Origin of the sequence: Telluria beijingensis, from assembly GCF_030770395.1 — a bacterium.
In the GTDB taxonomy this organism is placed as follows: Bacteria; Pseudomonadota; Gammaproteobacteria; order Burkholderiales; family Burkholderiaceae_D; genus Telluria; species Telluria beijingensis.
Genome location: NZ_CP132480.1, coordinates 4229042 through 4242378, shown reverse-complemented (window position 1 = coordinate 4242378; position 13337 = coordinate 4229042). Strand labels below are relative to the sequence as shown.

Below are 13337 nucleotides of genomic sequence, written 5' to 3'. Positions count from 1 at the left end.
CCTGCCGGGCCAGGCTCTCTGATACTACACCACTCAGAACCTGTATGTCAGGCTGGCGCGAATCGTCCGCCCGAACAGCGGCCGCGCCACGCCCCGGTTACGCGTCCCGTCCGGCGACAGCAGGTCGTTGAACAGCGGGTCGCCTTCGGTGAAGGTCAGCGAATCGCGCAGGTTGGCCACGTGTACCTGCGCCATCAGGCGCGGGGTGACCTCGTACTGCGCACCCAGGTTGATGATGCTGTACGACGGCAGCAGGGTGACGTTGGTATCGGTCGCCTCCGAGAAGCGGTCGCCCGTGTACTGGTACTGGCCGTAGATCGTCAGCGGCAGGCCGGTCAGGGCGCGCAGGTCGTACGAGGGCGTGAAGTTGGCCATGAACTTGGCCAGGCGGCGCGGGCGGCGGCCGTCCTCGCTCACCTGCACGTAGTGGTAGCCGGTGATCACGCCGTCCGGCGTCTTGTCTTCTTGCGTGAAGGTGTAGTTGGCGCCCTCGATCTTCGGCTGCTGCACCAGGAAGCTCCCTTTCAGCTCCAGGCCCTCGACCAGCCGCGGCCGGTACATCAATTCAACCTCGGCGCCGACGTTCTCGACGCCGCGCTTGTACAGCTGCGCCACCTCGGGGCAGGAATTGATCTGGGTGACGCCGCCGATCGCCGAGCACTGGGCCGACTCGATATCGCGGTAGATGTTCACCGCGCTGCGCGGCGAGAACTTGTTGTAGAAGACCGCCACCGAGCCGCCGAATTCGCGCGTCATGTAGCGCACCCCGCCCTCGTACTGGCGGATGCGCTCGACCGCGTCGATGTCGACCGGCTGGCCGTTGGCGCTGATGGTGCCGGCCGCGCTCAGGTCGACCAGGTCGCCCACGCTCGGCAGGCGGAACGAGCTCGATGCCAGCGCATACACCGCCAGCGGCCGGCTGATGCTGTAGTTGGCGCCGATCGACCAGCCGACCGCATCGAACTTCTTCTTCAGCGTGCGCGCGGCGGAGGGGAAGAACACCTCGTTGTCGGCCGTCGTATCGCCGGTCGAACCGACCACGACGTCGGCCGGGGTCAGGTCGACCGCCGTCTCGCGGTTGCGGCGCACCACGTGCGCGTCCAGGCTTTGATAACGCACGCCGGCATCGATGCGCAGGCGTTTATTCATCGTTTCCCAATGGTCGAGCAGGTACACCGCCCTGCCGTCGCCCTTGAAGTCGGCCAGGTGTCCGTTCCAGCCCGGCAGGATGGCGCCGCCCAGCGTCAGCGACGGCCCTACCTGCTGGCCGTTGGCGTCGACCGCGATCAGGTCGGCCAGGCGGCTGCGCGCCGCGCTTTCGCCCACCAGGAGGCCGGTCTGGAAGTTGACGTCATAGGTGTAGCGGCTGCCGTACACGCCGAAGGTCACGTCGTGGGTGCCGGCGGCCTGGAAGGTCTTTTGCGCTTGCAGGTCCAGCACATTGCTACTGGCGTCCATCTTGGCGATGTACGGGATCAGGAAATTGAGGTAGGCGTCGCTCGCGACCGTCGAGCCATCGTTGGTCCAGCGTCCCTGCACGCCGCTGGCCTTGGCGTAGTTGCGGATGAAGTCTTCGCGGCTGATGTTGGCGAAGGCCGCGCAGGCGCCGTTGGCGGGCACGTTGAAGTAGCCCAGCAGCTTGGCGTTGTCGAGATTGCAGTTCAGGGCCGCGCCGTGGGCCGGCGAGATCACGTCGTTCTGGTAGCGCGCATTCAGGAAGTTGCTGGCGCCGGCCGTGTCGTTGCCGGTGAAGACGGCGTTGAAGCCGCTGCCGCCGCCGGTGTGGCGCAGGTTGGCCGACAGCCTCACGCCCGAATCGAGCACGTGGGTCGCCTTGGCGCTGAACATCCTGAAGTTCGGATGCAGGCCGTCGGCCTGGTCGATCTCGCGGCTGCCGTATTCACCGAGCATGGTGAAGCGGCGGTTGTAGGGCGAGGCCGTGGTGCCGTGGCCGAAGTCGATGCCGAGCGGTTCGATTGAATCGTTGTTCAACACCGTCGGGTTGGCCGGGGTGCCGCTCTGGGTGAAGCGCGGCACCGAGATCGGCAGGTTCTGGTAGAAGGCGGTGCGGTCGTTCAGGTAGTGGCCGTCGAGGCGCAGTGTGGTGCGCTTGTCGTCGCTGGTAAAGATCAGGTTGCCGCGCAACTGGCCGCCCTGGTCGGCCGTGTAGCCGGTATCGCGGATGCCGTCGCTGCGGCGGTAGAAGCCGCCGATCGCGCCGGTGATATTGTCGTTGATCGGGCCCGACACGAAGGCGTCGTGGCGCCAGAAGCCGTAGTCGGCGTATTCGATCTTGTAGCCCGCTTCCAGGCTCTTGCCGCCGGTGCGGGTGATGTGGTTGACGGTGGCGCCCAGGCCGTTCGAGTACAGGATGCCACCGGGGCCGCCCTTGACCGCCTCCACCGCTTCGGTCATCAGGTCGTCGCGCACCAGCACGTCGTTATTCGTGAACGGCACTTCGGGTTCTTCATACGCCGGCAGCCCGTCGATCAGCTGTGGCGAGAAGCGGAAGCCCCCGGCCACCGGCAGGCCGCGCACCGTGATGTTGTTGCCGGCTTCGCCGGCCGTGCTTCCCTCGGCATAAATGCCGGGCAGGTTGCCGAGCAGGTCGGCGGTGCTGATCGGCGCCAGGCGCTGCATCTCGTCGGCGCTGATCGTATTGATCGAGAAGGTCGCGTTCTTCTTGCTGGTGGTCTGGGTCACGCCGGTGACGATGACGACGGCGGTGCCGTCTTCGGCCTGGGCCTGGGCCTCGGCCGCGGCGGCGCTGGCGGCTTGCTGCTGGGCGAAGGCCAGGGCCGGCACCAGGCCGATGACCAGGGCCGCTGAACGGCCGATATAGGATGAAATTGTGTAAGGCATGAAAGCGTCTCCTGAGATGGGTTTTATAGTCGTCTTTTATGTTCAAGAACTTCTGCGGTGCTCACGACGGGGACCTGCTGTCCATCGTTGTCATGAGCGACCGACCGAAGCACGCCGGACACCGCTAGACCGCACCTGGCGCCGCCGGTCCGGCGACAGGCATGACTTCGTTCAGATACGGCAGGTCGGCGCCGCGCCGCGAGCAGGTGATGGCGGCGGCGCGCGCCGCGAACGCCAGCGCCGCGCGCAGTTCGTCGGCGCCGATGTCCTGCACCGCCTGGCGCGTCAGGCGCCCGGCGCGCTGCAGGCAGGCCAGCAGGCCGGCCTGGAAGGTGTCGCCGGCGCCGACGGTGTCGACCACCGTCACCGGCACCGCCGGCAGCGTGAAGGCCGGCAGCGCGCGGGTCGCCGCGACCACGCCCTGCTCGCCGCGGGTGACCACCACCAGCGCCACGCCGGCCTCCAGCGCGCGCTCGACGAAGTCCGACACTGCCAGGCCCGGATACAGGGCGTGGATGTCTTCGTCGCTTACCTTGAGCACGTCGGCGCGCTCCTGCATCCAGCGCAGGGCCTCGCGCCAGCGGTCGACGCTGGGCTCGATCGTCAGCCGCACATTGGGGTCGTAGACGACCAGGCTGCGGCCGCGCTGGCGTTCGACCAGTGCGCGCAGGGTCGAGGCGACCGGCTCCACCACCATGCAGTAGGAGCCGACGTGGATGGCCTGGGCGTCGCGCGCCACCAGTTCGAGGTCGGCCGGATGCACCATGCGCTCGGCGGTCTCGTTGCCATAGAAAGCATAGTGCGGCACGCCCTTGTCGTCGACGCTCACCATCACCAGGGCCGAGGCGGCATCGGGACGCGGCGCGGCGTCCAGGTTCACGCCCTCGCCCTGCAGCGCCGCATGCAGCTTGCGGCCGAACATGTCCTGCGACAGCCCGCCAAAGAACTGCGCGCGTGCCTGCAGACGCGCCAGGCCGATGGCCAGGTTGAAGGGAGAACCGCCCTGGCGCGCGGACAGTTCGATGCCGGCCGCCACCTCCTGCTGCGCGAAGACATCGAATAATGCTTCGCCACATACGACTATCATGCAACCTCCGAATGACTGTTGAAACCGTTGAGTTGGATGGCGCCCGGCGCCTGCGGCTCGATGCGCGCGCTGTCAGGCCCGAACACGTGCAACGCGCCGGCTACGGGCCGCACCGCCCAGGCGCTGCCGAGGGCCGGCGGCGCATCCTTGACCGACACCACCAGGGGCCTGGACAGGCCGGCCACCTCGAGGTGCACATGCGACTCGGACCCCAGCCGCTCGACCAGCACCACGGCGCCGCGCAGCGGACCGTCCGGATCGGGCGCCAGGTGTTCGGGACGGATGCCGGCGGTGACCGACTGGCCGGCGGCGTCGAACCGCGTCCAGTCGAGCGCCGCCCCACCCAGCCCCAGCCGGCCGGAGGCATCGAGCGCGGCTTCGACCAGGTTCATCTTCGGCATGCCGATGAAGCCGGCGACGAAGACATTGGCCGGCCGTTCGTACAGGGCCATCGGCGCGCCGATCTGCTGCACGCCGGATGGGCCCAGCACCACGATACGGTCGGCCAGGGTCATGGCCTCGACCTGGTCGTGGGTGACATAGACCATGGTCGCTCCGAGCTGCTTGTGCAGGCGGGCGATCTCGACCCGCATATCGGCGCGCAGGGCCGCGTCCAGGTTCGATAGCGGTTCATCGAACAGGAAGGCGCGGGGTTTGCGCACGATGGCGCGGCCGATCGCCACCCGCTGGCGCTGGCCGCCCGACAGTTGCGGCGGGCGGCGCTCCAGAAGGTGCTCGAGCTGGAGCATGCGCGCCACTTCGTGCACCGCGACCTTGATCTCGGCCTTCGGCACCTTCGCCAGGCGCAGGCCGAAGGCGATGTTCTCGAACACGCTCATGTGCGCATACAGCGCGTAGTTCTGGAACACCATCGACAGGCCGCGCCGCGCCGGCGGAGTCTCGTTGACCCGTTCGCCGTCGATGCGGATCTCGCCGGCGCTGATTTCTTCGAGCCCCGCGATCATGCGCAGCACGGTCGACTTGCCGCAGCCCGACGGACCGACCAGCACGACGAATTCGCCGTCGCCGATAGTGAAATCGATGTTCTCGAGGATGTGCTTGCTGCTCTTGCCGGGATAGGCCTTGCCGACGCCGGCCAGCGTAATGGATGCCATGCTGATGTTCCTCGGTTAAGGTGCCGCACCGGCCGGCTGCGCGGGAACGACCGGCTTGCCGTTCGCCGCCCCCATGCGCCAGACCCTGAGCTTCACGATGCGGTCGCCCGGCGCCGATATCAAGGCCAGGCCGGTCGCGTCGAGCCGGCTCGGATAGACCCGGCTGGTGATGCTCTTGCGTTCGTTCAGGTAAGCCTCGACCATCGAGCGATCGAGGAAGACACGCAGGCGCAGGTGCTCGCCATGCGCATCGAAGGCGCCGCCCTGCACGCCGCGCGAGCGCGCTTCCGGATCGAGCGTGGTGCGGGTGCGGTCGACCTCGAAGCGTTGATTGGCCTGATCGATCGCCAGGATCGTGCGCTCGGCATCGTCCGGCGTCTTGCGCAGCACCACGCCGCGCGGGGCCTTGCTGCCTGCCGCAGGCGCCAGTTCCAGCTCGACTTCGAGCAGGTCGCCCTGGATGCTGGCCAGGCGCGCCGCCGCGGTTTCAGCCGTCACATCGACCAGGTCGAGCAGCAGTTCCTGGCGCAGGCCGGCCAGCTCGGCGATCGGCGCCAGGCGCAGGTCGCCGTCGGCGCCGATGGTCAGCTCGATCGGCAGGCCGGCATTGTGGGCCCAGCCGCTATCCCATTCCTGGCGCGCGGTGCGCTGGCCCTGGGCGATCGAGAACACGATGCTACGTCCGGTCTTCGGGTCGACGAAGCCGCTCGGACCCGAAAAATGGTTTTCGCCCAGGTCGAACACGCGCGGCGCCTCACTGTCGGGAATGAAGCGCGCGCTGTCGGCGTCGAACACGCCGGTCCAGTAATAGGCCTGCGCCTTGACGTCGACCAGGAAGGCGTGGCGCGGGCGGCCGTCCCTGCCCTTCCCGATCGGCAGCAGCAAGGGCAGCTCCCAAGTGCGGTCGAAGGCGGGATACTTGGTCGGATCGATCGTGAACAGCGGCCCGCGCGCTTTCCAGTTCATCAGGTCGGTCGATTCGTAGACCAGCGCGGTGCCACTGCGGCCCGGTTCGCGCGAAGCGACCAGCTGGAACCAGCGGTCGCCCGCTTCGTCGCGGAACACGAAGGGGTCGCGGAAATCGCCCTTGCTGCCGTTGCCTTCTTCCTGCACGGTCACCGGCGCCGGATGTTTTTCCCACCGCACCAGATCAGGATCGCCGGGATTGCTTGGCCAGGCTACGCCGCTGCGCTCGCGCACCGGCGCCGAATCGTTACCGGCCGTGAAGAACAGCAGCGGCGTCCCGTCCTTCCTGTAGGTCGCGCTGCCGGACCAGATGCCGTCCGGCGCCAGCGTATCGTCTTCCGGCGCCAGCGCCATTGGCAGCTCGCGCCAGTGCACCATGTCCGGACTGACCCAGTGGCCCCAGTGGATCTGGTGCCAGAACGGGCCGAACGGATTCTTCTGGAAGAACAGGTGGTACTGGCCCTGGTAGTAGAACGCCCCGTGCGGCTCGTTCATCCAGCCGAAATCGGGCATCGCGTGGTACTGCGGGCGGTGGCGGTCGCCGGCGAACACGGACGCATCGATCGTGAGGTCGGCGCGGGACAACTGCGGCGCTTTGCCACCGCGCGCGGCCAGGTCGGCGCGCATCGCGGCCACGACCGTCGCCGCAGTGCGCGCACCAGCCTCGATGCGCACCTCGTCCATCAGGCCGAGGAAGGTATTCATCTCGAATACGTCGGCGACCTTACGCGGTTCGGAATGGCGGCCGATCGTCAGGCCGCGCGCCGGCATTGCGAAGGCGCCGTCCTTCGGTGCGGCGCCACTCGCCACCAGTTCGCCATCGAGGAAGAGCTGGACGCGCCGGCTGCGTGGTTCATAACTGGCCGCCACGTGCGACCAGCGGTCTTTCGGCAGCTTGCGATCGTTCACGCGCAGGTCGAATTCAGAGGCGCCGAAACCGAGCTTGATGCCCCAGGCGCCGAAGCGGTACATGCCGAACGAAAAACCGGATTTGGCCTGCTCGTCATACTGGCTCAGGAAGCCCGAGTACTGGCCGCCATCGCCCCATTCGAAGGCATGCGGCGCGACCCAGACGCTGACGGTCCAGCCGGCCGCTAGCTGCTTCTCCGACAGGCCGGGCGCCTCGATATCGGTCGAGTAGCCGTCGAACAGCAGGCAGCCGTTCTTGATGCAAGCGCTTGCAGCACGCCATTGCGGGGCCGAGTTCGGCTTGTAGCGGGCTTCGTTGAACACGAAGCTCACCGGGTCGCGGCGCTTGGACACCGCCTCGAGCGTGTCGCGGCCGCGGCCCTCGTCCAGGCTCCAGGCGGCGATCGTTGCGCCCATGGCGCTTGTCGATGCCGACAAGGCCAGAAGCAGCGCCAGGCTAGTCTTCAGGAATGGTTTCACCAGGTCTCCTTAATCGTTCAGATGGCCACTCGCCGGCGGCCTAGTTGTTGTCTATCGTTGTCATTCCTGACCGGCCGAATCATCCAGCCGATAGCATCCATTTTCCAGGACCAGGGGGATCGGATCGCCGATCTGGCCGACGAACTGGCCGTCCGCGCCGGTATCGAGGAAAGCCATCAGGCAGTCCTTGCCGGTGACGGGATCGCGCAGGATCTTGCCGGCATAGCGCCGGCACGGCACGTCGCCGTCGAGGAAGCCTTCGTCCGGCGTCCATGGCCCGAGCGGGTGATCCGCCACCAGGTAGTGGGTGCCGGACACGCCGCCGCCGTGACTTGCGCGCTGGGCTTCGGACCAGTGTTCGCGCACATTGCAGAAGGTGCAGAACCAGCGGCCGTCGCGCTCGAATACCTGCGGCACCTCGAGCTGGCCGTAGTGGCCGCCCGCGTACACCGGCGCGGTCGCTTCCCAGTGCAGCAGGTCGGTCGAGACAGCGTGGCCGATCACGCCGCGCTCGTATTTTTCGCCGTCCCTGCGGCGCGCGGTGAAGAACATATGGTAGGCGCCATCGATCTTCTCGGGCAGCACCCATGGGTCGCGCAGCGCGCGGTCGTGCCAGCTGCCTTCGGCGAATTCTTCGTAGTAGCGTTCGTCGAGGTCGAGCGCCAGGCCGTCGCCGACCCGCGTCCACGGGCCGTCGATGCTGTGCGAGGTGGCGTGGCCGATGCGCTGGCGCATGCCGTCCTCGCTGCGGCTGGTGCCGGTATAGAACAGGTGGTAGCAGCCTTCGGCGCGGATCACCGAACCGGTCCAGGTGGTGAAATCGTCCCAGGCCGGGCTGGCCGACGGCTGGAACACGGTGCCCCGGTAATCCCAGTGGCGCAGGTCGCGCGAGACGGCGTGGCCGACCGAGACGTTCCAGTGGCGCAGGTCGGGGTTGCCGATGGCGCGGTCGGCCTGGAGCATGAACAGGTGCTGTTCGCCGTCCTCCTCGAAGTGCCAGAAGTCCCAGATGAATTTGTCGTCGATGCTCAGTGTCATGGTGGTTAGCGAGAGTAAAAGTGGGGCCTTAGCCCTTGATGCCGGAACCCGCCACCGAGGCGACGAACTGGCGTTGGAATGCGAGGAAGACCGCCAACACCGGCAGCGTCACCACCGACGCGTAGGCCATGATCTGTCCCCAGGAATTGGAGCGCCCGAAGAATTGCTGGATGCCCGGCTGCACCGGCCGCGCGGCCTCGCCCTGCACCACCATGATCGGCCACAGGTACTGGTTCCAGGCCGCGATGAACAGCACGATGGCGGCGGTGGCGATCACCGGCCCGCTATTGGGCAGGATGATCCGGAAGAACAGCGCCCAGGGACCGGCGCCGTCCATCTTGGCCGCCTCGTCGAGCTCCGGCGGGATATCGCGGAAGAACTGATAGAACAGGAAAACGCAGAAGGCATTGGCCAGGAAGGGAATGATCTGCACGTGCAGGCTGTTGAACCAGCCCATCTGCCAGGTCAGCACGCCGGCCTCGAAGCCCGGCCACGGCAGCCGAGCGACCAGCGACAGCAGCGGGATCGCGATCACCTCGAACGGGATCACCATCATTGCCACCACCACCGACAGCACGGCGCCGCGGCCGCGCCAGCGCATGCGGCTGAGCGAGAAGGCCAGCATGCTGTTGACCAGGATGCCGCCCACCACCACAAGCGCCGCGATGATGGTCGAGTTGAGCAGGAACAGCGGCAGGTTGCTGCGTTCAAAAATGGCGGTGTAGTTGGCCAGCGACCAGCCGGCGTCCGGCACATAGCTGGTCCAGCTGGCGAGGTTGGCGAAGATGGCGTCGTCGTGCTTGAACGAGGCCGCGAACATGAACAGCAAGGGAGTCGCGAACACGACGCCGAGCGCGCACATCCCGAGCAGCATCGGCAGGCGCAGCAAAGTGCGGTGAAACAGCATGGTCATTTGTTTGCTCCTTTCGCCAGCAAAACGCGCTGCAGCAGCGACACCAGCAGCACGATGCCGAAGAACACCACGGTGATGGTCGAGCCATAACCGATATCCTGCTGCCGGAAGCCGCTGCGCACCGCGTGGTAGACCACGGTGGTGGTCGAATCGAGCGGCCCGCCCGAGGTCATCACGTCGACTTGCGTGAACAGGCCGAAGGCCATCAGCATCGTCGACACCAGCACGAAGACAATGGTGTTGCGCAGGCCCGGCAGGGTGACGTGAACGAAGCGCTGCCAGGCATTGGCGCCCATCAGCGTGGCGGCCTCGTACAGCTCCGACGAGATCGACTGCAGGCCGGCCAGGAACACCAGCATCTGGAAGCCGGCGCCCTGCCAGGCCGACATGATGGCGATCGCCAGCAGCGCGTGGCTGCTTTCGCCCAGCCAGTCGGGACCGGCGTCCGGATTGCCGGTGAGCGCGCGCAGCAGCTCATTGACCAGGCCACGATCGGTATTGAGCATGAACGACCACACGATCGAGGCCACCACCATCGAGGTGACCACCGGCGCGAAATACACGGTGCGAAAGAAGATGCGGCCAGCCATCCGTTGGTTGACCAGCAGCGCCAGCCCGAGCGCCACGCCGCACTGCAGCGGCAGCACCAGCAGCGCGAACAGGAAGGTATTGATCAGCGAGCGGTAGAACAGCGGATCGGTGGCCGCCAGCACGACGCGGCGCTCGCCGAGCTCGAACTGCCAGGCCGGCCGGTAGCCGGCCAGTTCGGGCCGGGCCTGGCGCACCTGGCGCCAGGTCGGATAGCGCAGTCCCTCTTCGTCGCGCTGCAGGTCGCCGGCCGCATCGCGCAGCGGCGCCACCGTCGTCACCTGCAGCGCCAGCAGCCGCGTATAGTTATCGAGCCCGATATAGCGGGTGGGCTCGGGCGACACCAGGCGGTGGTTGGTGAAGGTGGCGGCCGCCGCCAGCAGCAGCGGCAGCAGCACGAACACGCCGAACAGGATCAATGCCGGCCCGGCGAAGCCGCTCACCGCCAGCGGGTGGTCCCGACCAAGTATCGTCTTCATTTGCGGGCCGCCTCTCGTGCGTGGATATTGCGATAACCGTTGTTGCGGGCGATGTCGTACTCGATCGCTTCGACCGCCTCGTCCATCGCTTCGTCGGGATCCTTCCCGCCGCGCAGGTCGGACATGGCTTTCTCGAAGGCCGCCGAGATCGCGGGATAGGCCGGCGTGGCCGGGCGCGGGACTGCATAGCGGGCCGTGAAATCGAAATAGATGCGGCCTTCGCCGCCCGGGCGATAGCGCTCGGTGAGCGCCGCCGCTTCCTCCGTCACGGGAATCAGGCCGGTGGCGCGGGACATGGCGGCCATCTCGGGCGCCGACACCACGTGGGCCAGGAAGGCGGCGGCGCCTTCCGGATGGCGGCAATTGCGCGCGATCGCCCACTGCCACGAGGCGGCGCCGACTCGCGGCCCATGGCCGAAATCGGGCGGCGGCATCACCGCCAGGTCGTCGCCGAAACGCTCGGCGTAGTCGCGCGCCTTCCACGAGCCGGTATACTGGATCAGCGAGCGGCCCTGCTCGAAGCCCTTTTCGTCGGCCGGGTTGCGTTCGGCCAGGCGTTCCTTGAACAGGCGCGCATAGTAGCGCGCCACGCCAAGTGCGGGGGCGCCATTGAGCACGCCGTCCACGCGCCGGTAGTCGGCGCGGTCGATCAGGTCGGCGCCGGCGCTCTGGAACCAGGGAGAGAAACCATAGCTGACCCATTCACCCTTGGCCTTGCCATTGAGGTCGAGCGGAAAGCGGTAGCGGCCGGCGCGCTTCGCTTTCGCGGCGATGGCATACAGTTCCTGGGCCGTGTAGGGCTGCTCGATGGTGGCCACGCGCACGCCTTCGCGCGCCAGCGCCGAGCGCCGTGCGAACAGGGCCAGCACCACGTCGAACTGGCCGACGCTGTACAGGCGGCCGTCGTAGACGCCGCGGCCGCCCGGCAGCAGCGGCGCGACCACCGCCGCCGGCAGCAGGTCGTCCAGCGGGCGGATATTGCCGGCCCAGGCGAAATTGGGCACCGCCGGCTGGTCGATCGTCATCACGCACGGCAGGTGGCCCACCAGCGAAGCGGCGGTGACCGATTCGGTGTACGAACCTTGCGGGATCGATTCGACCACCACCTTCCAGCGATCCTGGCTGCGATTGAAGCGCTCGACCATCCGGCCGCTGGCGACCATCTCGGCATCGCCCGTATCGTGGCGCCAGGCCTTGATCTCGACCGGGGCAGCCAGCGCATGACTTGCGAAAATCGCGAGCAGTGGTGACAGTACCAGCTTCATCGGCGTGCGCCTTTCGCCTTCGCCGGCGCACTCAGGGTGCCGCGCAGTACGGGGCGGCAAGCCACGCGCACCATGCCGGCATCCTGCTCGCCGCCCAGGGCCTGGCGCGCCGCCAGTTCGCCGATCTCGCGATACGGCAGCGCGACCGTGGTGAGGCCGGGATCGAGCGCCTCGGAGATCAACCGGAAATCGTCGAAGCCGACCACCGACACATCTTCGGGCACGCGCAGGCCACGACGCTGCAGGATGAAGATCACCCGCATCGCCATCTTGTCGTTGCCGCACAGGATGGCGCTCGGGCGATCCGTGCCGGCGACCAGGCCGTCGATCGTCGATTCGAGCTGGGCGAATTCGTCCTCGGCCTCGGTGGCGCCGTGCAGCAGCCAGTCGGCGCGCGGCGCGACGCCGTGCTCCTGCAGCGCGCGCCGGAAACCCTGCAGGCGCAGGCGGGTCGCGACCATCCCTTCGATCAGCTGCAGGAAGGCGATCTTGCGGTGACCGGCCTGCAGCACTGCCGCCGCCGCCGCGTGACCGCCCGCCTCGTCGTCCGGCACCACCTGCGGATAGCGCGGCGTGGCCTCGAAGCAGTTGGCGAGCACGGTCGGGGTCTGTCCCAGCATCTCGTTCAGGGCGATCTCGCGGTGGAAGGGCGTGGCGAAGATGATCGCCTCGACCCTCCGCGCGCGCATGTCGGCGACCAGGCGGCTGGCGACGTCGGCGCGCCCGCCGGTCTCGCCGATGATCAGCATCTTGCCCAGTTCTTCGCATACCGACTGGATGCCCTTGATGATCTCGGACGAATCGGGGGTGGTGGTGAGTTTTTCGGCGATCACGGCGACCAGCCCGGTGGGCACCCCGCGCAGCATGCGCGCCGCCGCCGACGGGGCGAAGTCGAGCGCATGCATGGCTTCTTCGATGCGGGTGCGGGTCTTGGCCGACACGCTGCTCGCGTCGTTGAGCACGCGCGACACGGTCTTGATCGATACGCCCGCCTTTTCGGCGACGTCGTGAATAGTGGACAAGCTGTCTCCTCGGTCCTGTGATCTTGCGCTGGACAGATCTGCCGGGAACCGCGTCCCGACAAAATGTCCAACGTTGTCATTTGCAGCGATGCTAACCCGGTTCCCGTTCGACGGTCAAACCTTTTTTTGCGTCAGGGACGGCGCGCCGCGATGCTATGCTCTCCTATTTGATCGTGCAGACCCATTTATGAGCAAACAAGCGACACTGGCCGACGTGGCGGCGCTGGCGAATGTCTCCGTCATTACCGCTTCGCGCGCCATGCGCGGCCAATCGCACGTCGCCGCGGCGACGCGCGAGAAGGTGCTGGCAGCGGCCACTGAACTTGGCTACTCGCCGGACGTTCTGGCGCGGACGATGCGCGGCGCCAGCTCGAAACTGATCGGCGTCTTCCTGATCGGCTTCGGGTCGATGGTGCTGCACGAGTTGCTGGTGGGCGTCGAAGCGGAAGCGCATCGCCACGGCTACGACCTGGTGGTGACCAATGTCGCGATCTATGACAATGGCCGCACCGCCGGCGCCGATATGTTGCTGAAACTGTGCGAAGGGGTCATCTGGCTGCTGCCCAGCGCCGACAATTCGCTGATGGCGAAACTGGAAACCGGCGCCGTGCCG

Annotated in this window: 9 protein-coding genes and 1 pseudogene; 1 reads left to right on the top strand and 9 read right to left on the bottom strand. The window is 67.3% G+C overall.

The features are described from left to right. Positions 1-33 precede the first annotated feature (33 nt). The 9 genes from Q9246_RS18740 to Q9246_RS18700 all read right to left on the bottom strand — a co-directional run bounded on the left by Q9246_RS18740 (position 34) and on the right by Q9246_RS18700 (position 12724). Entirely contained in the window at positions 34-2862 is a 2829-nt protein-coding gene (locus Q9246_RS18740) for a TonB-dependent receptor (protein ID WP_306392216.1), read from the bottom strand. A gap of 124 nt (positions 2863-2986) precedes the next feature. Then, positions 2987-3949, bottom strand: a complete 963-nt coding sequence (locus Q9246_RS18735; protein WP_306392215.1) for a carbohydrate kinase family protein — start codon at positions 3947-3949, stop codon at positions 2987-2989. After that, positions 3946-5064, bottom strand: coding sequence for an ABC transporter ATP-binding protein (locus Q9246_RS18730; protein WP_306392214.1), 1119 nt, complete (start codon positions 5062-5064; stop codon positions 3946-3948). Before Q9246_RS18730 ends, Q9246_RS18735 begins: the two co-directional genes overlap by 4 nt. Before the next feature lie 15 nt (positions 5065-5079). Beyond that, positions 5080-7419 (bottom strand): GH32 C-terminal domain-containing protein, encoded by a 2340-nt coding sequence (locus tag Q9246_RS18725; protein WP_306392213.1) that lies wholly within the window; start codon positions 7417-7419, stop codon positions 5080-5082. Positions 7420-7479: 60 nt separating this feature from the next. Continuing rightward, entirely contained in the window at positions 7480-8457 is a 978-nt protein-coding gene (locus tag Q9246_RS18720; RefSeq protein WP_306392212.1) for a family 43 glycosylhydrolase, read from the bottom strand. 28 nt (positions 8458-8485) lie between these two features. After that, complete coding sequence (locus tag Q9246_RS18715; protein WP_306392211.1) at positions 8486-9370, bottom strand: carbohydrate ABC transporter permease; 885 nt, start codon at positions 9368-9370, stop codon at positions 8486-8488. Further along, on the bottom strand, positions 9367-10437 hold the full coding sequence (locus Q9246_RS18710; RefSeq protein WP_306392210.1) for a carbohydrate ABC transporter permease: 1071 nt from the start codon (positions 10435-10437) through the stop codon (positions 9367-9369). Before Q9246_RS18710 ends, Q9246_RS18715 begins: the two co-directional genes overlap by 4 nt. Next, positions 10434-11702 (bottom strand): extracellular solute-binding protein, encoded by a 1269-nt coding sequence (locus tag Q9246_RS18705; RefSeq protein WP_306392209.1) that lies wholly within the window; start codon positions 11700-11702, stop codon positions 10434-10436. The genes Q9246_RS18710 and Q9246_RS18705 overlap by 4 nt, the downstream gene beginning before the upstream one ends. Continuing rightward, on the bottom strand, positions 11699-12724 hold the full coding sequence (locus tag Q9246_RS18700) for a LacI family DNA-binding transcriptional regulator (RefSeq protein ID WP_306392208.1): 1026 nt from the start codon (positions 12722-12724) through the stop codon (positions 11699-11701). Before Q9246_RS18700 ends, Q9246_RS18705 begins: the two co-directional genes overlap by 4 nt. An 88-nt stretch (positions 12725-12812) precedes the next feature. Here Q9246_RS18700 and Q9246_RS18695 point away from each other — a divergent pair. Next, positions 12813-13052, top strand: a pseudogene (locus Q9246_RS18695) (LacI family DNA-binding transcriptional regulator); the annotation flags it as partial. Positions 13053-13337 lie beyond the last annotated feature (285 nt).